This is a genomic window from Microbispora sp. H13382, from assembly GCF_014161445.1.
In the GTDB taxonomy this organism is placed as follows: Bacteria; Actinomycetota; Actinomycetes; order Streptosporangiales; family Streptosporangiaceae; genus Microbispora.
Window position 1 is genome coordinate 56,853 of sequence record NZ_JABBXA010000030.1, and the last position, 20,474, is coordinate 77,326.

Annotated in this window: 17 protein-coding genes; 8 read left to right on the top strand and 9 right to left on the bottom strand. The window is 72.5% G+C overall.

Features of this window, described 5'->3' with window-relative positions:
• Positions 1 to 5: 5 nt before the first annotated feature.
• Positions 6 to 506, top strand: coding sequence for a MarR family winged helix-turn-helix transcriptional regulator (locus tag HHX41_RS37355; RefSeq protein ID WP_182909721.1), 501 nt, complete (start codon positions 6 to 8; stop codon positions 504 to 506).
• A gap of 152 nt (positions 507 to 658) precedes the next feature.
• On the opposite strand, the gene HHX41_RS37360 is transcribed toward HHX41_RS37355, so the two are convergent.
• The 7 genes from HHX41_RS37360 to HHX41_RS37390 all read right to left on the bottom strand — a co-directional run bounded on the left by HHX41_RS37360 (position 659) and on the right by HHX41_RS37390 (position 8,125).
• On the bottom strand, positions 659 to 1,246 hold the full coding sequence (locus tag HHX41_RS37360) for a DUF3800 domain-containing protein (RefSeq protein ID WP_182909722.1): 588 nt from the start codon (positions 1,244 to 1,246) through the stop codon (positions 659 to 661).
• 206 nt (positions 1,247 to 1,452) lie between these two features.
• Positions 1,453 to 2,361: a sulfotransferase domain-containing protein gene (locus HHX41_RS37365; RefSeq protein ID WP_182909723.1), complete on the bottom strand. Its 909-nt coding sequence runs from the start codon at positions 2,359 to 2,361 to the stop codon at positions 1,453 to 1,455.
• The gene (locus tag HHX41_RS37370) at positions 2,358 to 3,662 is read right to left on the bottom strand and encodes a polysaccharide biosynthesis C-terminal domain-containing protein (protein WP_310742353.1); all 1,305 of its coding nucleotides are present in this window, start codon (positions 3,660 to 3,662) and stop codon (positions 2,358 to 2,360) included. The genes HHX41_RS37365 and HHX41_RS37370 overlap by 4 nt, the downstream gene beginning before the upstream one ends.
• The gene (locus HHX41_RS37375; RefSeq protein WP_182909725.1) at positions 3,629 to 4,483 is read right to left on the bottom strand and encodes a sulfotransferase domain-containing protein; all 855 of its coding nucleotides are present in this window, start codon (positions 4,481 to 4,483) and stop codon (positions 3,629 to 3,631) included. Before HHX41_RS37375 ends, HHX41_RS37370 begins: the two co-directional genes overlap by 34 nt.
• Positions 4,480 to 5,421, bottom strand: a complete 942-nt coding sequence (locus tag HHX41_RS37380; protein ID WP_182909726.1) for a hypothetical protein — start codon at positions 5,419 to 5,421, stop codon at positions 4,480 to 4,482. The genes HHX41_RS37375 and HHX41_RS37380 overlap by 4 nt, the downstream gene beginning before the upstream one ends.
• Positions 5,418 to 6,860, bottom strand: coding sequence for a hypothetical protein (locus HHX41_RS37385; protein WP_310742354.1), 1,443 nt, complete (start codon positions 6,858 to 6,860; stop codon positions 5,418 to 5,420). The genes HHX41_RS37380 and HHX41_RS37385 overlap by 4 nt, the downstream gene beginning before the upstream one ends.
• A complete protein-coding gene (locus tag HHX41_RS37390) occupies positions 6,857 to 8,125 on the bottom strand; it encodes a hypothetical protein (protein ID WP_182909727.1) in 1,269 nt (422 codons plus the stop codon). The genes HHX41_RS37385 and HHX41_RS37390 overlap by 4 nt, the downstream gene beginning before the upstream one ends.
• 322 nt (positions 8,126 to 8,447) lie before the next feature.
• On the opposite strand from HHX41_RS37390, the gene HHX41_RS37395 reads away from it, so the two are divergent.
• Positions 8,448 to 9,479, top strand: coding sequence for a glycoside hydrolase family 26 protein (locus HHX41_RS37395; RefSeq protein WP_182909728.1), 1,032 nt, complete (start codon positions 8,448 to 8,450; stop codon positions 9,477 to 9,479).
• Between the two features lie 16 nt (positions 9,480 to 9,495).
• On the opposite strand, the gene cysC is transcribed toward HHX41_RS37395, so the two are convergent.
• Positions 9,496 to 10,821, bottom strand: a complete 1,326-nt coding sequence (gene cysC, locus HHX41_RS37400) for an adenylyl-sulfate kinase (protein WP_310742355.1) — start codon at positions 10,819 to 10,821, stop codon at positions 9,496 to 9,498.
• Between the two features lie 18 nt (positions 10,822 to 10,839).
• Here cysC and HHX41_RS37405 point away from each other — a divergent pair, with 18 nt between their 5' ends.
• Positions 10,840 to 11,358: a SigE family RNA polymerase sigma factor gene (locus HHX41_RS37405; RefSeq protein WP_182909730.1), complete on the top strand. Its 519-nt coding sequence runs from the start codon at positions 10,840 to 10,842 to the stop codon at positions 11,356 to 11,358.
• Entirely contained in the window at positions 11,355 to 12,641 is a 1,287-nt protein-coding gene (locus HHX41_RS37410; RefSeq protein ID WP_182909731.1) for a hypothetical protein, read from the top strand. The genes HHX41_RS37405 and HHX41_RS37410 overlap by 4 nt, the downstream gene beginning before the upstream one ends.
• A gap of 4 nt (positions 12,642 to 12,645) precedes the next feature.
• Here HHX41_RS37410 and HHX41_RS37415 read toward each other — a convergent pair whose 3' ends face one another.
• Positions 12,646 to 13,377, bottom strand: coding sequence for a methyltransferase domain-containing protein (locus HHX41_RS37415; protein ID WP_182909732.1), 732 nt, complete (start codon positions 13,375 to 13,377; stop codon positions 12,646 to 12,648).
• A 353-nt stretch (positions 13,378 to 13,730) separates the two neighbouring features.
• Between HHX41_RS37415 and mfd the strand changes: the two genes are divergently transcribed.
• The 4 genes from mfd (at position 13,731) to eno (ending at position 20,371) form a co-directional block, all read left to right on the top strand.
• Positions 13,731 to 17,228, top strand: coding sequence for a transcription-repair coupling factor (gene mfd / locus HHX41_RS37420; RefSeq protein ID WP_182909733.1), 3,498 nt, complete (start codon positions 13,731 to 13,733; stop codon positions 17,226 to 17,228).
• A 52-nt stretch (positions 17,229 to 17,280) separates the two neighbouring features.
• On the top strand, positions 17,281 to 17,970 hold the full coding sequence (locus tag HHX41_RS37425; protein WP_169983454.1) for a SurA N-terminal domain-containing protein: 690 nt from the start codon (positions 17,281 to 17,283) through the stop codon (positions 17,968 to 17,970).
• A gap of 48 nt (positions 17,971 to 18,018) precedes the next feature.
• Positions 18,019 to 19,008 carry a MazG family protein gene (locus HHX41_RS37430; RefSeq protein WP_182909734.1) on the top strand — a complete coding sequence of 330 codons (990 nt, stop codon included), beginning with the start codon at positions 18,019 to 18,021 and terminating at the stop codon, positions 19,006 to 19,008.
• Positions 19,009 to 19,090: 82 nt separating this feature from the next.
• On the top strand, positions 19,091 to 20,371 hold the full coding sequence (gene eno / locus HHX41_RS37435; protein ID WP_182909735.1) for a phosphopyruvate hydratase: 1,281 nt from the start codon (positions 19,091 to 19,093) through the stop codon (positions 20,369 to 20,371).
• Positions 20,372 to 20,474 lie beyond the last annotated feature (103 nt).

The following is a 20,474-nucleotide window of genomic DNA, read 5'->3' on the forward strand; positions in this document are numbered from 1 at the left end:
CCTGGATGGGCGACGCCGTGGACATGCTGCTGGACCAGTGGCGGCGGGAACGGCCGGACGTGGACACCTGGCCGATGGGCGTCGTCGGGCGCGTCTCCAGGCTGGCACGGCTGCTGGACCGGGAGCTGAAGGAGTTCTTCTCGTCGTACGGCCTGGAGACGTGGGAGTTCGACGTGCTCGCGACGCTGCGCCGGTCGGGCCCGCCGTACGAGCTGACGGCGGGAGCCCTGAACAGGGCGGCGATGGTGACCTCCGGCGCGATCACGAACCGCATCGACCGCATGGCGGCCAGGGGGCTGGTCGAACGGATCCCGGACCCCGGCGACCGGCGGTCCATCCGGGTACGGCTCACCGGCAGCGGCCTCGCACTCGTGGACGAGGTGCTGGAGCCGCACGTCGCGAACGAGGCGCGCCTGCTGGCGCCGCTGGACCCCGGGGAGCGGGATCACCTCGTCGGCGCCCTGCGCACCCTCCTCGCCTCCCTCGGCGACACCACCCTCGGCTAGCTTCTAGTCACTTGTTCACTGTCGGTGGTTGCCGGGGGACGGGGAGGGTACGATCGCGGATGAGGCCGCCGCTTCGTGAAGCGGTTGGAAGTGAGCCCGGGAAGGTCCCTCCGGACGGTGGGGTCCCGGGCTTGCGTCTTTCCGCACATCTTTCAGAGCCGGTGTATCTCCACGGACGTGGCCAGCCGTTCCCAGTAGCCGGGATCCCCGCACCGGCTCGCGACCAATGCGCCCGCCAGCACGTCCGCCAGCCAGAGCAAGGGCTCCGCGGGACCCGCAACGTGATCGACTCTGGGTCTCGCCGTGATCCTGTGGCGGGAAGCGAGCGTAGTCAGAAGATCGAGGTCGCGCTTGTTCTGCGTCCGTTCGCGCGCCTCGAGCACCACATGACGTACGCCCGCCTGGATCAACTCCCACAGAAGGCGTTCAAGGCACCTGCGTCGTCGGCGCTCCGATGGTGATGCGCAGATGTCTTCCAGTAAGACGACCAGGTACAGCACGTCGAGCGATTCGACGGCGCGGATGATCCCGTCGCGCCTGCTCGCGGATTCCTTGGCCCAGTGCAGCTTGCGTTGTCCGTCGAGGCGCAGCCCGTCCACCCAGGCTCTGATCTTTTCGCACGCCGTCCCGTGGACGAGCGCTGCGGCGAGGATGTACACATCTGGATCGAGTTGTGAATTGGACTCGGACTCGTCAACGAAAGCGATCCAGTCGTCGTCCTGGGGGGATGCGAGAGGCACGGAGACACCATACGCATATCTGTGACTACTGTGCGTACTCGATGCTCTGGCGCGAGCTGCCAGGGGGTGGTCGAACGGATCCCGGACCCTCGGGAAATAACATGCCTCCGCCGCCAGCGGAGTGATGGGATTTCCCGGACGTCGGTGCTGATACGCACCCTTACCACGCATCAGCCGTCTAGTGGAGGTCGCGGGCGACACGCCGGTCAGCCGTGCACCAGGGCGCGTACGCGGGCGGCGTCCTCGTGGGGGAGCGAGGCCGCTGTGAGCGCCCGGCGGGAGTCCATCGGGCGGTAGGCCGTACGGGACAGGCCCGTCCAGGTGAACGGGGAACCCGCGGGCCCCCGGGAGGACGTGCAGGCCGCGGTTATCCGGCGGGCGGCGCGATCGGTCCAGGGCAGGCCGCACCAGTCGTAGAGGTCGCGGAAGCCGTCGAGGGGTGCGGCGCACAGGTCCTCGTAGCGCACGATCCTGATGCCGGGCGCTCGACGGGCCACCGTGCCGGTGACACGCCACGCGACCCGCCACAACACGGCCGCCGCGGTGATCACATCCCGCTCGCCGGCGAAGGGCCCGAGTTCGGCCACGTACGGGTGGTCACGCAGCAGGAGGGGCTGGTCGAGCAGTTCGCGCACGTCCACCCTCCAGCCGAGCCGCCGCCAGCTCCCGGCGAACGACACGGGGTCGCGAACCACGACGACCACGCGGCAGCCGAGGCGGCCGGCGAACCACTCGGCGGACAGGAGCGCGAACGGATCGTCCAGCAGCGCCCTCCTGGCCCGCAGGCGGCCGAGGGTGAAGGCCGTGCCGTACCTGGCCATCCGCGCGAGGTCGCCGGGGCCGTGGTTGCGGCGGACCTCGGCCGCCCAGCCGTAGCGCAGCGCGACCGTACGGGAGAAGGCCGCCAGCCAGGGCGTCTCGTCGTCCGGGCAGATGTACTGGAAGCGGTGCGTCACCGACGCGTCGAGCACGCCGGGGGAGCGGCCGGGCGGGCGCTGCGGGTTCAGCGGCTCGTTGACGTAGACCAGCCGCCCGCTCGCCGTGAGCATCCGGCCCACCCAGCTCGTGCCGCTGCGCGGCAGGCCCGTGACCAGCACGGGCGGTTCGGGGCTCATGAGGCCGCCACACGGCCGAAGGGGAGCAGGCCGTACCGGCGGTGGACCTGGACGGCGGGCAGCAGGTTCTTCACGAGCACGCCGCCCGACCAGCCCAGCGCCGCGCCCAGCGCGCCGTACGCGGGGACGAGCAGCACGTCGAGGGCGATCGTCACGGCGACGGCCGCGGTCACGTTGGCCAGGCTGGCGGCCGTGCGCCCGCCCGCGACGAGCACGACGTCGACCATGCCGCAGGCGGTCGCGACCATCATCGTGGCCGACAGGACGAGCGCGATCGCGCCGCCGCCGGCGTAGGCGGGCCCGAACAGCGGCAGCAGCCACGGCGCGAGCACCGCGTATCCCAGCCACAGCGGCCAGGTGAGCACGACCAGCCACCTGGTGGTGGTGCGATACAGCGCGCGGGCGCCGTCCAGGTCGCCCTCGGCGAGAGCCTTCACCAGCCGTGTCTGCGCGGCCTGGGCGAGCCCCTGACCGGCGAGCTGTCCGAGCACCTTGAACCGGGTCGCCGCGGTGTAGACGGCCGCCGCGGCGGGCCCCGCGAGCAACGCGACGATCACCACGTCGAGCCGCTGGAACACCGACTGCAGGGCCGCCGCAGCCGACCGCGGCGCGGTGTGCCGCCAGAAGGCCCCGACCTCCCCCACCTCGTACGGCCCGAGCCCCCGCAGCCGTACGGCGGCCAGCACCGCACCCGCCACCGGGGGAAGCGCCCAGGCCGCGGCCAGCACCGGCGCAGGCGCCGCGCAGAGCACGGCGGCGGTGACGAGCACGAGCTGCCCGAGCGGCTGGACGGCCCCGGCGAGCAGCAGCGTCGGCCGCATGGTGCCGAGGCCGCGGGTGGCGCAGATCAGCACGTCCGACAGGGCGACGAACGGCAGGGCGGCGGCCAGCACCACCCAGACGCCGCCGGGCACGCCGGTGAGCCCGGCGAGCGGCCCGGCCGCGACGGCGACCGCGGCTCCGGTCATGGACGCGAGCGCGGCCACCGGCGCGAGGACCCCGCGGACCAGCCGCCGGCCCCCGTCCGGGCCGCCGACGGACCGGTTGCGGGCCAGGGCGTGGACCAGGCCGTTGCCGGTGTCGAGGCGGACGACGCCCGCGAGCATCAGGCACACCGATGTGGCCGTGAAGAACGCCCCGGCGGCCTGCGGGGACAGCGACCGCGTCACCACGAGCACGAGCGCGAACTGCCCGCCCGCGGCGGCGGCCGCCGTGACCAGACCGGCGACTCCGTGCCGGAGAAGACCGCCAGGCCGCGCGAGATCGGTCAGCGCCGCCACGAGGGCACCGCCCCCAGCCACGGCACGAGCAGCGCGTCCCACGGCTCGAAGTGCTCGCGGAGCCGGCGGTGGACCGGCGCGGGCATGGCCTGACGCGGCCGGGCGTTGTGCCGCTCGAACTCGGCGTCCCCCAGCCGGGGCAGCCCGAGGAAGCGCAGCACCCGGTCGTACACGGCGGCGGGGTCGCGGAACAGCAGCCCGCTGTCGAGCACCAGGATCCGGTCGCGCCCCACGAGCGGCTCCAGCCGGGCCAGTTGTTCGGCGTACCGTCCACGGGCGAGGTACGCCTGATGCCGGTGCGCGTGGCTCACGTAGCCGGGGACGCTGCGGAGCCGTTCGGCCTCACCGGCGAGGCGCTCCGGCTCCAGCGCGAGGGCGCGCTCGAAGCTCGGCTCGGTCTCGAACCCCCGCGCCAGCTCGTGCGCGTGGGCGGAGCAGGCCCGCTCGACCGGGTCGCGGACCAAGGCGATCAGCTTGACGCCGGGCAGGTCGGCCGCGATGCGGGCCCCCGCCAGGGGATGGAACAGGTAGTAAGGGGCCGACTCGAACGCCTGGGGAGCATGGCCGTGCCGGAATCCGAGCATCCGGGCCCCGGACGTCAGCGGGAAGTGGGCGCGATACCACGGCAGCCCCCGCTCGTAGGCCATGTCGAAGTAGTGGACGCCCTTGCGCAGCACCGGCTTCATCACCAGCGGGTGCCGGGACAGGGCGCGGTAGAGCGAGGTCGTGCCGCACCGCTGGGCCCCGACGATCAGGAACGACGGCAGCACCCTGCCGCCGCTGGTCAGCCTCCCGGCGGCGTACGAGACGGCGTGCGCGGAGTGCTTCAACGGCGCCCTCACAGCAGGCACTCCTCATGATCGACCAGAGGGTTCAGCCAGACGGCGGGCGGCCCGAGCGGCTCGTGGCCGTCGCGGCGGTGCCGCTCGGCCAGGGCGACCAGGTAGTGGACCGCCGTACGGCGGGCCAGGGCCACCTCGACGCCGAACGGCTCCAAAAGCCCGCCCGCCTGGGCGAGACACGAGCGGGCGGCGACCGCGGGCGGCATCCGGCGCAGCGCCCGGTGGAAGAAGTGGTGCAGGGCGTCGAAGCCGGGCGGCACGCCGACCGCGAAGCGTTCCCAGTCCCACACGAGCAGCCGCCCGTCCGCCCCCGCCGCGACGTTCCAGGGGGTGAAGTCCCCGTGCCAGGCCGCCTCCCCGGTCCCCTCCTCGCCGTACGGGCGGATCGCGGCGATCTCCTGTACGGCCGAGCCGAGCAGGCGGGCGGGCACGCGGCGGGAGCCCACGCGGCGGGAGGTCACGGGCAGCGGGGACAGCATCAGCACCTCCAAGCCCCGCCACTCGCCGTGATACAGCACGTCGGGTGGCATGACGACCTTCAACGGCCGCCCGGCGAGCATGCTCAGCACCTCGCTCTCGTACCGCACCAGCCGCCGGGCCCGCGGCGAGTCGCCGATCTTCACGAACCCCGCGAGTCCCGACTCGTCGTAGGCCTCCAGGATCGGCTTGCGGTTGGCGCGGCGGGCGGGCCTGACGTGGACGACCACCCGCACGCGGCGGCCGAGGACGTCGCTCAGGTGCGTCTCGATCGTGTCGGTCCCGCGGTGGACGGGCAGGCCGCGCCCCAGCGCGGCGTGCCACCACCTGCGCGGGACGACCCGCCGGGGGACGAGGCGGTGCGGCAGCACGCTGCGGGCGCCCGGATGGGCATCGTGTCCGGGAAACAGCAGGTCCATGACCTCGTCCAGGTAGCGGAGACGGTCGGCGGCGTCCCTCATCGGGCCTCCCCGAGGGCCGTTGTGACGGCGGCGTTGCGCCAGAGCAGTGCGAAGGAGATCAGGAAGAGGGTCAGGGCGCTGATCAGCCCGTCGTAGACGACCATGTAGAGCAGCACGAGGATCATCACGAGCGTCCCGGCCTTGCCGATCGGCGACCGGTCCGCCCAGTAGCGCCGGACCGCGCCGGCGAAGAAGGCGGCGTACAGCAGGGCCCCCGCGAAGCCCTGGCTGATCAGCAGCAGCCACAGCTGCCCGTCGCTGCCGAGCGGGGGATGGCCGCACTCCACGCACCACGCGCTGCGGCCCGTCGTCACGGTCCGGTGGCTGCCGTACGCGGTGCGCGTGTTGCCGTATCCGATCACCGGGGACGAGGTCGCGACCCGGACCGTGGTCGCCATGGTGAACGCGCGGATGCCGTTGCTGTGCGGGTTGTCCAGCCGCTGGGCGACGATGCCGCTCAGCGGCGACAGCAGGAACGCCGCCGCGGCGACGGCCGCGGCCGCGGCGGCCGCGAGGGGGCGTCCGCCCCGGATCACGAGGTAGGCCGCCGAGACCCCGAGCCCGATCCACAGGCCCCGGTTGAGCGAGTAGACGACCGGGACGGCGGCGACGGCGAGCGCGAGCACGGCCGCCACGCGCCGGTACGGCCCGCCGTGGGCCCACCAGCCCACCACGAACCAGATCACCAGCACCGACACGTCGCTGCCCCAGGCGTTGGCCCACTCGAACGGCGCCTCCGGGCGCGGCGCGGCGTGCCCGAGCACGTGCTGCATCTGGGCGGCCGTCGGGTGGATCAGGTTGGCGACGAAGGGGTGGCCGCCGATCGACGGCGGCAGCACCATCTCCATCGGCGAGGTGAAGGCGACGCCGGGCGCGAGCACGCCCAGCAGCCCGCCCGCGACGGCCGTCAGGAACAGCACGCCGAGCCACCTGACGAGGGTGCGCTGCGGCAGCTCGTCATGGGTGAGGTTGCCCAGGTAGAGCACCATGATCAGAAGTGAGACATAGACGGCCAGCCGCATCAGGTAGCCGATGACCCGGCCGGCGGCGAGCTCGCCGTACGTGCCGTCCGGCGTCTCGGCGAGCGCGAGCGCACTGACGAGGTAGCCCGTGAGCAGCAGCGCCCACAGGCCGAAGCCCTTCGGCACGCGGATCGGCCGCCTGCGCCACAGCACCACCGCCATGGGCGCGGCCAGCACCACCACCGACAGCCCGCCCAGGCCGAGCGCCCACCAGACCGGGTAGCCGAGCAGCAGCGCGGCGATCGGCCACGCCGTCCGCGCGGGACGGCGCCGACGCCGTCGCCGGCGGGCGGGAAAGGGCTGATCCCCGCCGGGCGGCCGGTCCTGCCACCCCGCCTCGTGCGCCGGGATCGGCGGAAGTGGGACGGCGACCACCGGCGCGGGACCGTTCGCGGTGCGGGGACCGGGGGTTCTCACGCGCCCCACTCCGCGGTCTCGGGGACGGGCGCGACGAACCCCGGCGGTACGGCGACGGCGCCGAGCACGCGGGCGCCCTGCCGGGAGAGTTGCCGTACGGCCCGGGCGACCTCGGGGGAGGTCGCCCGCCGCAGGCCGACCAGCAGCAGGGCGGCGTCGGGGTGGGCGGACCGGCCGGTCACGACCGTCACCGGCACGAGATGCGCCAGCGCGGAGCCGAGGCCCTTGGCGAGCGGCCTGGCGGTGCTCGTGACCCCGACGCCTTCGAGGAGCAGCCGGTGGGGCCCGCCGCCCAGTGACGTGGCGACGGCGGCGGCCATCTCGTCGAGGATCCCGGAGTCCGGCCTCGCCGGAAGCTCGGCGAGCAGCGGAAGGCCGCACAGCCTCTCGATGTCCGCACACGTGCGTACGCGGGTGTCCAGGCGGTCGCGGCCGAACGCGGCGCCCGCCGCGGCGAGGACGCCGAGGAACAGGCCGCTGCCGAGGAAGAGCGGAGGGCTCGGATGGGCCGGTCGCGCGGGCGGCCTGGCGGGGCTGATGACCGTGCCCGGCGTCACCGCGACGGTCTTGAGCGCGTCGTAGCGCAGCGTGAGGTCCGACACCTGCCGGGCGAGCATGGCCTGCCGCCGCGTCGTCCCCAGCCCGGCCGCGCCCCCTGCTGCCGTGGTCTGGGCTGTCGTGGTCTGGGCCGCCGTGGTCTGAGCGGTCGCGGTCCGGCTCGCGGTGGCCTCGTCGAGATCGTTCTCGACCTCGCGCAGCCGCGCGGCGATCAGCTTGAGCTGGGCGCCGATCGCGTCCTCGGCGGCGCGGGCGCGGTTGCGCAGATACGCCTCCGCGTACGCCTGAGCTCCCGCGGCCGCGGCTTGGGGATCGGACGCGGAAAACGAAATGGAAAGAATGGCGGAATTGGGGGGAACGTCCACTGTCACGTGTTCCCGCAATTCCTCCGGATTCGGATTTTTCAGTATTTCGGCGGCCCGGGCGGAGACGACCGCAGACCGGGCGATCTGTGATTCGGTGTCGAGATTGAGCGTTTCCCGTTGCCGCGCGTTCGGCACGTTGAACTGTTCCTGCGCGCCGGTCGGCAGCACCTGCACCTGGGCGGCCGCGGTGTAACGCTCGGGGGTCAGCGCGAGCGCCGCGGCTCCGCCGCCCACTCCCGCGAGCAGGCAGACGGCGGCGACCAGACGCCTGCGTCCGAGCACCGAACCGTACTCCGCCAGGCCGTGATCCACCCGGTGACGGCTTTGCGGCGGCAGGCTCATCGAACTCCCCGTGCCCTCGTTCGTCACGCGGCCGCGGCCTCAGTGCGGGGAGCTGTGGCCCCCGGAATGAGGGAGAAGCCGCCGGGCGCGTTCGTGGTCCCGGCGGCGGTCCGGCGGGATCCGGTCTCGAACTATAGGCCGCCGCGGCGTTTCGTCCCCGGCTATTGGCGAATTCGGGCCAGGCAACGGCCGCTCAATTAGCCGATGAAACTGGATATTTCCGTACATGTGAGATGGGGAAACGGCTTCCGAAGCCACGGGAATTGATGGGATGGTGTTTGCCCATCCGTTCATTGCGGGGTCTGCCGAGGAAGGGGGCGCGATGAGACTCATCGCCGGCGTGGCCGTACTGGTGGCGGGGGCGTGCGCGACGGCCTGCACGGGCACCGCCACGAGCGGGCGGGTGCCGGGCGGCGGCGCCGCGACGACGCCGGTCGCCTGCGCGGTCACCGACAAGCTCATCCCGACGTGCGGGGCGTGGTGGGGGATCGCGCCCGACGTCTTCTCCGGACGCGGCCCGATCCGCGCGGTGGACATGGCCGAACGGCGCATGGGCCGCAGGGCCGACATCGTGCACGTCTACCACCGGGGCGGCGAGCTCTTCCCCACCGCCGAGGAGCGGGAGATCGCCAAGGGGCCCCGGCTGCTGCTGGTGAACTGGAAGCCGGCGCTCGACCACACCTGGGCCGAGGTCGCGCGCGGCGAGGTGGACGGGCGCGTCGACCGGCTCGCCGAGCACATCCGGCGCACCTTCCCCGGCCGGTTCTTCCTCACGATCCACCACGAACCGGAGAACGACGTACGCGAGGGCGGGGGATACACGGCCGCCGACTACGTCGCGATGTACCGCCACGTGGTGACGCGTCTGCGCCAGCAGGGCGTGCGCAACGCGGTGACCGTGATGACCTACATGGGCGCGCCCAACTGGGCGGTCAAGCCGTGGTTCGGCCGGCTCTATCCCGGCGACGACGTGGTCGACTGGGTGGCCTTCGACCCGTACGCCGACGACCGGGTGCGCGACTTCGCCGGGCTGGTCGACAAGACACGGCCCGACGCGCCGGGCTGGCCCGGGTTCTACCGGTGGATGCAGGCCAGGTTCCCGGCCAAGCCCATCATGGTCGCCGAGTGGGGCGCCTTCGAGCGGCGCGGGGCACCGGCATTCAAGCGCGACTTCTTCGAGTCGGTCCGGCGCCAGATCGGGGACTACCCCCAGATCAAGGCGCTGGTCTACTTCGACTCGCCGCTGGCGCCCCGGGGCGACACCAGGTTCGACACCACGCCGGGCGCCACCCGGGCGTTCGCGCAGCTCGGACGGCTGCCCCGCTTCACGTCGACGCCGGTGCCGCCCTCCTGAGCCTTCGGCGGACGCCTCAGCGGACCCAGCCGCCCGCGGTGACGAGGTTCAGCACGGCGCCGACCGCGCGCTCGACCGTCATGTCCGTCGTGTCGAGGACGAGGTCGGCGTCCTCCGGCTCCTCGTAGGGATCGGAGATCCCGGTGAACTCCGGGATCAGCCCGGCGCGCGCCTTGGCGTACAGACCCTTGCGGTCACGGCGCTCGCACTCCTCCAGCGGCGTGGCCACGTGGACGAGCAGGAAGTCGCCGCCGACCTCCTCGACCATCGCCCGCACCTCGTCCCGCGTCGCGGCGTACGGCGCGATGGGCGCGCAGACGGCGAGGCCGCCGTGGCGGGCGACCTCGGCGGCCACGAAGCCGATCCTGCGGATGTTGAGGTCGCGGTCCTCCCGCGAGAACGTGAGCCCCGCCGACAGCAGCCGCCGCACGACGTCGCCGTCCAGGTAGGTGATCGCGCGGCCGCCCCGCTCCAGCAGCGCGTCGCGCAGCCCCCGGGCGATCGTCGACTTGCCCGAGCCGGACAGCCCGGTGAAGAACACCACGAGACCCCGCTTGTGCGGCGGCCCGGGGATGGTGACCGGCGCGGGGCCCGCGAAGTGCTCGGTGGCGCCGTAGTTGCGGGCCACGTGCTCGCGGAGCTCGAGGTCGATCTCGGTGTCCTCGCGCGGCGCGAGCGGCACCGCGACCACGGTCGCCCCGGGGAGCCGCTCGGCCGCCTTGAGCGCGGCGCGTACCACGGCCGGGCCGCCCTCGCCGAAGACGAGGGGCATGAGGAGCACGGCCGCGTCCAGTTCCTCGGCGGTCGCCGCGACGTCGTCGAGCGCGGCGGAGTCGAGCGGCCCGCGCATGGTCACCGCGAGGATTTCGCCGTCGGGCAGGTCCTTGCGCACCTCCTCCGGCGTACGGCGCAGCCGGGCGAACGGACCGTACGCGGGGGCGTCGAGCGCCTCGACCGGTCCCGCGGCGTGGTGGCCGTCCCGCTCCACCACGGTCAGCACCGCGACCGCCGCGCCCTCGGGGTCCTTGAGCGTCACGCGGTCGCCGGGCCCGAACTCGTCGGGAAGCGTGATGGTGATCGGGTCGGGCCAGGGCGCGCCGCCGGGCAGCCGTCCGCGGTCGACCACGCTCTCCACCTCGGCGGAGGTGAGGAAGCCGGTCAGCGGCGCGTACGCCCCGGACAGCAGCAGCTCCAGGTCGGCCAGCTCACGCGCGTCGGGCGTCCACTCGGTCATGGCATCCGTTTCCGCTCGATCGATCGGACCTCGATGGGGTCGGATACGCACCCTACTGGCATCGGCACGCATAGCGCGCCCGTGCCCAGGGCGTCTACAGGCAGACATTGATCCGAGGAGGTGCTCGTGGACGGCGCAGAGGAGCGACGATTCCGCGAATTCGTGTCGGCCCGCGCGCCCGCGCTCATGCGGCTGGCCTATCTGCTGACCGGAGGGGACCAGCACTCCGCCGAGGACCTGCTGCAGGCGGCCCTGGCCAAGGTGGTCACGCGATGGGGGCGGCTCGACGAGCCCGAGGCGTACGTGCGCCAGGTCATGTACCGCCAGCAGGTCAGCTGGTGGCGGCTGGCGCGGCGGCAGCGGGAGGTCAGCGTGGCGGACGTGCCGGAGCACCCGGCCGGCCGCGGGGACACCGGTGAGGCCGAGCTGAGGGTGATCCTGCGCCGCGCGCTCGCCCGGCTGACGTCCCGGCAGCGCGCCGTGCTCGTGCTGCGGTATCTGGAGGACCTGCCCGAGAACGAGGTGGCCCGCATTCTCGGCTGCTCCGTCGGGACCGTGCGCAGCACCGCGCACCGGTCCCTCGCCCGGCTGCGGGCGACCGCGCCGGAACTCGCCGATCTGCGCCTGAGTGAGGTGATCTCATGACGCCCCGGATGCTGAAGCAGACGTTGGAGGAGTGGTCGCGGGAGGTCCACGTGCCCGCCGACCTCGCCGAACGCGCGCTGCGCCGCCGGTCGCGACTGCGCCTGACGAGATTCGCGGGGGCGGTCTCGTGCGCGGCGCTCGTGGCGGCCGTGGCCCTGCTGGTGCCGCTGGTCGTGGCTCCCCGGTTCGCGCCGCAGGTGGACACCGGCGGCGCCCCGGTGGTGGTGCCCGTCCAGCCGTACCGCGTCCAGCCGTACCGCGTCCAGCCGTACCGGGCGTCGTCCCCGGCGCGGGACGTGCTCGCCGACACGGAGAACTCGCCGCCGAAGAAGATGATCGCGGCAGGGCGGGTGGCCGTCTCCGCCTACTTCACGTGGCGGCGGCGCGCGGTCGCCGGGCGTGAGGTGATGGACCGCACGTGGTATCTCCTCGATCCGGTGACGGAGAGCTACGAGAAGACGGAGTGGGGCTGGGCCGAGGTCGCGCCCGGCCTGCGTTGGGCGGCGGTCCTGGAGAAGGACCTTCCCGCGCGCAGGATCGGGATCTTCGACATGGAGAAGCGCCAGGTGAGGGCATGGGTGTCCGTGGATCACCCGGTGGGCGGCGTCTCCTGGTCGCCCGACGGCACGCGGCTCGTGGCCACCGCCTACGACGACCATCCCGACCTGAGCCGCGACTCGGTCCACTACGGGCGGCGGTGCCCGGCACGGGTCGCGGCGACGCCGGAGGACCCCCGGCAGCCGCGGTTCCAGACGGTCTCCACCAGCCGCACCGGCTTCTACGTCGTCGACGTGGCGACCGCGACGGCGGGGGACTTCCACGCCGTCGATCCCTGCTGGACCGACAACAGCAACGTCAGGCGCGACTTCGCGTGGAGCGGCGACGGCACGCTGATCCGCGAGCGCAGCCTCTCCCGGTGGCACGACGCCTTCCTGGACCTGGCGGGCAGGCCGCACGACGCGCCTCCCGGCCACGTCGCGACGGAGTCGAAGGCGGGCGTGTCGCCCGACGGCACGCTCCTCGCGGGCCGGGACGGCATGCCGACCAAGGTCACCGAGGTGTCGACGGGCAAGGTCGTGGGCCGCCAGCAGGTGCTCCAGCTTCTCGCCTGGGCCGACGACCGCCGCCTGGTCGCGCTGGGCTGCGCGGGCACGTGCGACAACGAGTTCCGCAACGGCCTGGTCCTCGTGAGCGTCGACGGCAGGCAGACGGTCCCGCTGACGGCGGACCGGAAGCACAGCCAGAAGCCCGAGGCGTGGGAGCCGATCCTGACGCTCAGGTAGCGGCTCAGATGAGGCGGGCGAAGTGGTTCTGCGGACGCCGGATCACCATGGTGATCTCGTCCTCGGTGCCGTTGAGCCCGCCTCGCGAGAGCGCGGCCACGGCCCGGCAGACCACCGAGACCAGGCCGCTGTGCGGTCCCCGCCGGGCCGGGCCGCTCACCGCCGAGTAGTCCTCGGCGATCATTAGCCCGCGCATGAGGCAGTACGCCTGGAGGCCCTCCCGGGAGGCCAGCGGCTCGTAGACCGCGGGGAGCGGCCCCACGGACCCGGCCGGGGCGAGCGTGCGCCACAGCGTCCGCCGCAGCCAGCGGGGGGTCACCCGGTCGCAGAAGCCGTACGCCGACTTCCGGTCGCGCATCTTCAGCAGCAGCAGCCCGCCGGGGCGCAGCCCCGCGACGAGCCGGTCGAGCACGAGCTCGGCGTGGTGGATGCGTTCGAGGAGGAACGAGACGTAGACGACGTCGAAGGAGCGCGGCGGGATCGGCACCAGACGCAGGTCGCCCAGGTAGGACGCCTCCAGGTCGCCGCGGTTGGCGGTGTGCGCCCGCAGGGGCGGCAGGTCCTCGTCCACCCCCGTCATCCTCGGCTCGTACCGCCCCACGTCGAGGGCGCCGCCCCGGCCGCATCCGGCGATGAGGATGTCGAGCCGCCGTCCGAGCTGGTCGGTCCACTGCTCGCGAATCCGCTGGCTGAACACGTCGTCCTGGTCCGCGGACGACAACCGAACCTCTGTCATACGACTGAGAGTAATCATTTGAGGACGTTGAGTTGCGCATTTGCCGTCACCCATCTTGCCCGGACCGAGCGGTCGAGCGGAGCGAGGCGGGCGGACAGGGTGAGGGGCGCGGCCGTGTCTGGACTGAGGAGCGCGCGGAGCGAGGAACGAGCGAGCACGCACCGAGGGAAGACACGGACTGTAGGCGCCCCGAGCGGCCGAGCGGAGCGAGGCGGGCGGACAGGGCGTAGCCTGGATAGCCGCGGCCCGGTTGGGAGCATCTCGTGGATCTTCGCGCAGGCGGGGGTCGGCCGGATGCCGGGGGCCGCGTCCGCACGCCGGCTGTCTAAGTCACGGGGCTTTTGAAGGCATCGATGTCTCTTTCCGGACTGCTCGACCTCGTTTCCGCCGAACCCAGGCTGGCCGCCGCGCTCGACGCGGCCGGGCAGTCCGCCGATCCCGGTGCCGAGCTGGTGGCGCCGCCCGCGTTGCGGCCGTTCGCCGTGGCCGCGCTGTCCCGCGTACGGCCGGTGCTCGCCGTCACGGCGACCGGGCGCGAGGCGGAGGATCTGGCCGCCGCGCTCACCAGCCTGGTCGACGAGAACTCCGTGGCCGTCTTCCCCGCCTGGGAGACGCTGCCGCACGAGCGGCTGTCGCCGCGCAGCGACACGGTCGGCCAGCGGCTGGCCGTGCTGCGGCGGCTGGCGCACCCGATCGAGGGCGACCAGACCGCGGGTCCGCTGCGGATCGTGGTGGCCCCGGTCCGCTCGCTGCTGCAGCCGATCGTGGCCGGTCTCGGCGACCTGGCGCCCGTACGGCTGCGCGCCGGCGACGAGGCCGACCTGGACGACATCGTGGCCCGGCTGGTCGAGAACGGTTACCACCGGGTGGACATGGTGGAGAAGCGCGGCGAGGTGGCCGTGCGCGGCGGCCTGCTCGACGTGTTCCCGCCCACCGAGGAGCATCCGCTGCGGCTGGAGTTCTGGGGCGACACGATCGAGGAGATCCGCTGGTTCAAGGTGGCCGACCAGCGCTCGCTGGAGGTCGCCCAGGACGGCCTGTTCGCCGCGCCCTGCCGGGAGCTGCTGCTCACCGACGACGTACGGCGGCGCGCCCGCGAGCTGGGGGAGGAGCACCCGGCGCTGAAGGACGTGCTCGACCAGCTCGCCGAGGGAGTCCCGGTGGAGGGCATGGAGGCGTTCGCGCCCGTGCTCGCCGGGGCCATGGACCTGCTGCTCGATCACCTGCCGGTGCGGTCGGCCGTGTTCGTCTGCGACCCCGAGCGCATCCGCGGCCGGGCCGTCGAGCTGGTGCGTACGAGCCAGGAGTTCATGGAGGCGTCGTGGATCGCCGCGGCGGCGGGGGGCGAGGCGCCGATCGACCTGGAGGCGGCGGCCTTCCGCACGCTGGAGGAGGTGCGCGACCACGCCCGCGAGCTGGGCCAGCCGTGGTGGAGCATCGCGCCGTTCGGCGAGGGCGCGGAGCTGGACGCGCAGGACGTCGAGGCCTACCGGGGCGACACCCAGCGGGCGCTCGCCGACATCAAGGGCTGGCTGGGCGCGGGCAAGGCCGTCGTGCTGCTGAGCGAGGGGCACGGCCCGGCCGAGCGCATGGTCGAGCTGCTCAAGGGCGTGGACGTGGCGGCGCGGCTGGTGCCGTATCTCGACGGCCCGCCGCCGAAGGACGTCGTGCAGGTCACGACGGGCCGCATCGACCATGGCTTCGTCACGCCGGACGTCGCCGTGCTGACCCATCTCGACCTGGTGGGGCAGAAGGCGTCCACCAAGGACATGCGCCGTCTGCCGTCGCGCCGCCGCAACATGGTCGACCCGCTCCAGCTCAAGGTCGGCGACCACGTCGTGCACGAGCAGCACGGCGTGGGCCGCTACATCGAGATGGTCCAGCGCACGATCCAGGGCGCGACCCGCGAATACCTGGTGATCGAGTACGCCAAGGGCGACCGGCTCTACGTGCCGACCGACCAGCTCGACGAGGTCACGCGGTACGTCGGCGGCGAGGCGCCCACGCTCAACCGGATGGGCGGGGCCGACTGGGCCAAGGCCAAGACCAGGGCGAAGAAGGCCGTCAGGGAGATCGCGGGCGAGCTGATCCGGCTCTACTCGGCCCGGATGGCCTCCCCCGGCCACCCGTTCGCCCCCGACAGCCCCTGGCAGCGGGAGATGGAGGACGCCTTCCCGTACGCCGAGACGGGCGACCAGCTCGAAGCGATCGACGAGGTCAAGCGCGACATGGAGCGGCCCGTCCCGATGGACCGCCTGATCTGCGGCGACGTCGGGTACGGCAAGACCGAGATCGCGGTGCGGGCGGCGTTCAAGGCGGTGCAGGACGGCAAGCAGGTCGCCGTGCTCGTGCCGACGACCCTGCTGGTGCAGCAGCATCTGTCGACGTTCGGTGAGCGCTTCGCCAGTTTCCCCGTCACCGTCAAGCCGGTCTCCCGCTTCCAGACCGACTCCGAGGTGCGGGAGACCCTCGACAGCCTGCGTGCGGGCGCGGTCGACGTGGTGATCGGGACGCACCGGCTGCTGTCGCCCGAGGTGAAGTTCAAGGACCTGGGTCTGATCATCGTGGACGAGGAGCAGCGGTTCGGCGTCGAGCACAAAGAGGCGATGAAGCACATGCGCACGCAGGTCGACGTGCTCGCCATGTCGGCCACGCCGATCCCGAGGACGCTGGAGATGGGTCTGACCGGCATCCGCGAGATGTCGACCATCCTCACCCCGCCGGAGGAGCGGCACCCGATCCTCACCTTCGTCGGGCCGTACGACGACAAGCAGATCGCGGCGGCGGTCCGGCGCGAGCTGATGCGCGACGGCCAGGTGTTCTTCGTCCACAACCGGGTCCGCACGATCGACAAGGTGGCCGCGCGGCTGCGCGAGCTGGTGCCGGAGGCGCGGATCGCGGTCGCCCACGGGCAGATGAACGAGAGCCAGCTCGAGAAGATCATGGTGGATTTCTGGGAGCGCAACTTCGACGTGCTGGTCTCCACCACGATCGTCGAGTCCGGCCTCGACGTGCCCAACGCCAACACGCTGATCGTGGACCGGGCCGACAACTACGGCCTGTCGCAGCTCCACCAGCTGCGCGGCCGGGTCGGCCGGGGCCGCGAGCGCGGCTACGCCTACTTCCTCTACCCGCCCGAGTCGCCGCTGACCGAGACCGCGCACGAGCGGCTCGCCACCATCGCCCAGCACACCGAGATGGGCGCCGGCATGTACGTCGCGATGAAGGACCTGGAGATCCGCGGCGCCGGCAACATCCTGGGGGCCGAGCAGTCCGGACACATCGCCGGCGTCGGCTTCGACCTGTATGTCCGGATGATGGCCGAGGCCGTGCAGGAGCAGAAGTCCAAGCTCGCGGGCGAGAGCAAGGTGGAGGAGCGGCCCGAGGTCAAGGTCGAGCTGCCGATCAACGCCCACGTGCCGCACGACTACGTCACCTCCGAGCGCCTGCGGCTCGAGGCGTACAAGCGGATCGCGGCGATCGGCTCGGAGGACGACATCACGGCCGTCCGCGACGAGCTCACCGACCGGTACGGCAGGCCGCCCCAGGAGGTGGACAACCTGCTGGAGGTGGCGCGCTTCCGTATCAAGGCGCGGCGGGCCGGGCTGACGGACGTGACGCTGCAGGGCCAGCAGATCAGGTTCGCGCCCGTGGAGCTGAAGGACTCCCAGCAGGTGCGGCTGCAGCGGCTCTATCCCCGCTCGCTCTGGAAGCAGGCGACGAGCATCCTGCTCGTCCCGGTGCCCAAGACGAAACCGATCGGCGGTCAGCCGCTTCGCGACCTCGACCTGCTGAAATGGTGCGGGGACCTGGTCGAGGCCCTGTTCCTGGAGCCGATGCGGGTACAGTGACCCGCGAAATTGTCAACATATGCGTGGCCGGTGTCGTTCGGGAGGATCGTCCGTGAAGTCGTATCGAGTGCGCGTCGCCGTGGCGCTGGCGGCGGCCGGTATCGCCGTGACCGCGTGCGGCGGTCCCGTGCAGGCGGGTTCCGCGGCAATCGTGGGCAATGAGCGCATCACCTCCAGTCAGCTGAACGACGAGGTCCGCGAGCTGCGCGCCGACCTGGCCGCGAACAAGATCCCCGAAAATCAGCTCCAGCTGTCCTTCTCGCTGCCGCAGACGGTCCTGCTCAACATGACCACGAGCAGGCAGTTCCAGGAGCTCGGCCGGCGTAAGGGCGTCACGGTCACCGACCGTGAGGTGGACGACGTCGCCGTCGCCCAGGGCGGCTGGGACCAGTTCAACAAGGTGCTGCTGGCCAACGGCATCCCGCTGGACGAGAGCCGCGAGTTCATCCGCGCCGTCATCGTCCGCAACAAGCTGGCGCAGCAGTCCGGAGCCGGTCAGGACCAGGCGAGCCAGCAGGCCGCCCTCCAGAAGATCGTCGAGGAGGCCGACTCGACCGTGCCGGTGAAGTACAGCCCGCGCTACGGCAAGTTCGACCCCCAGCAGGGCTTCGTCGCCGACGACCGCTTCGGCGGAGCCGCCGGCGCGCCCGGTGCGGGCGCGGCAGGCGCAGGCGAGGCAGGCGCGGAAGGTGCGGGCGCGGCGGGCGCGGAAGGTGCGGAAGGCGCCCCCCAAGCCGGCTGACCCCCACGGCGGCAGTGATACGCCATGAGCGGTGACTAGGGTGGGGACATGGCGTTGATCGTGGTGACCACCTCGCCCAGGGTCGCTCCGGGGCTGCTCGCGCCCGCGGCGTGGAAGGCCCTCACCGGGGGACGGGTGCTCACCGGCACCCCCGACCACCCTTGTCTGCCCTTCCTCGACGAGGCCGGCGTCCGGGTCGAGGTGGTGACCCCGGACCCCGGCGCGATCGCCCGCGAGAGCCGTACGGAGACGGTCGTGTGGCTGGCCGCGCAGGACGGCGACGAGGACTTCATGCGCGCGGTCGGCCACGCCGCGATCGCCCTGGACGAGCCGCCGGAGATCGAGGTCGTGCCCGGTTCCTACGACCTGCCCGGGGCCCGGCTGCTCGATCTCGTCCAGGTCATGGACCGCCTGCGCCGCGAATGCCCGTGGGACCGCAAGCAGACCCATGAGTCGCTCGTGCCCTACCTGGTCGAAGAGGCCTACGAGGTGCTGGAGACCATCCACGAGGGCGACTACGGCCCGCCGCTGCGCGAGGAGCTCGGCGACCTGCTGCTCCAGGTGGTGTTCCACGCTCGTCTCGCCCAAGAGCGGATGGGGACGGACGGGGACGGCTTCGACATCGACGACGTCGCGGCCGGGATCGTGGAGAAGCTGGTCCGCCGTCATCCCCACGTGTTCGCGGACGTCGAGGTCTCCGGCGCCGGTGAGGTCAGCGACAACTGGGAGACGATCAAGGCGGCGGAGCGGGCCGCCAAGGGGGAGACCGGCTCGGTGCTCAGCGGTGTTCCCATGGGCCAGCCCGCGATCTCCCTGGCCGCCCAGCTCCTGCGCCGGGCCGGCCGCGCCGGCGCGCCCGGCGTGCTCGCCGAGGACCTCCCCACGCCCGCCGGCGCCCGCCTGTTCGCGCTCGTACGGGAGACCCAGGACGCGGGGCTCGACCCCGAGGCCGAGCTGAGGGCGGCGGCCAGGGAGTACCGGCGGCGCGTGGAGGAGTGGGAGGACGATCACCGGGTGACGCCGCCGGACACGCCGTGAACGGGCGGCCCTCCGCCGTACCGAGTAGTAGGGACCGATAGGCTCGGATGGCAAACCGCCCGCCATTCTGCTAGGAGCGTTCGTGGCTGCCATCGAGGCCATCACCGCCCGCGAGATTCTCGATTCCCGTGGGAACCCCACGGTCGAGGTCGAGGTACTGCTGGACGACTACAGCACCGGCCGCGCCGCCGTTCCGAGTGGCGCCTCCACCGGCCAGTTCGAGGCCGTCGAGCTGCGCGACGGGGACAAGAAGCGCTATCTCGGCAAGGGTGTCGAGAAGGCCGTCCTCGGCGTGACCGACGAGATCGCCGACGAGCTGATCGGCTTCGACGCCGAGGAACAGCGTCTCATCGACCAGACGATGATCGACCTGGACGGCACGCCCAACAAGGCCCGCCTCGGCGCCAACGCGATCCTCGGCATCTCGCTGGCCGTCGCCAAGGCCGCCGCCGACAGCGCCGACCTGCCCCTGTTCCGCTACGTCGGCGGGCCGAACGCGCACATCCTGCCCGTGCCGATGATGAACATCCTGAACGGCGGCGCGCACGCCGACACCAACGTGGACATCCAGGAGTTCATGATCGCGCCGATCGGGGCCGAGACGTTCTCCGAGGCCGTGCGCATGGGCGCGGAGACCTACCACACGCTCAAGAGCGTGCTGAAGGAGAAGGGCTACGCCACCGGCCTGGGCGACGAGGGCGGCTTCGCGCCCAACCTGCCGTCGAACCGCGACGCGCTCGACCTGATCCTGGTCGCCATCGAGAAGGCCGGCTACACGCCGGGCCGGGACATCGCGCTCGCGCTCGACGTCGCGGCCAGCGAGTTCCACAACGACGGCGTCTACACGATCGACGGCAAGGGCGTGTCGTCCGCCGAGCTGATCGCCTTCTACGAGGACCTGGTCCGCTCCTACCCGCTGGTCTCCATCGAGGACCCGCTGAACGAGGAGGACTGGGAGGGCTGGAAGGCCATCACCACCTCCCTCGGCGCGAAGGTCCAGCTCGTGGGCGACGACCTGTTCGTCACCAACCCCGAGCGGCTCGGCCGTGGCATCGCCGAGGGCGCGGCCAACGCGCTGCTGGTGAAGGTGAACCAGATCGGCACGCTGTCGGAGACCCTCGACGCGGTCGACCTGGCCCACCGCAGCGGCTACCGCTCCATGATGAGCCACCGCTCCGGCGAGACCGAGGACACCACGATCGCCGACCTCGCCGTGGCCACCAACTGCGGCCAGATCAAGACCGGTGCCCCGGCCCGCTCGGACCGCGTGGCCAAGTACAACCAGCTCCTGCGCATCGAGGAGCTGCTCGACGACGCGGCGCGGTACGCCGGTCGCGCCGCCTTCCCGCGCTTCCAGGGATAGCGGCGGCACACGCGGGTAGCCCGGCTGGACACGCCCCGCACACGCGGTGTGGCGAGTGCCCACGCGATTTGGGGCGTGGACGGCCGGGACGGGCGGTTAGTGT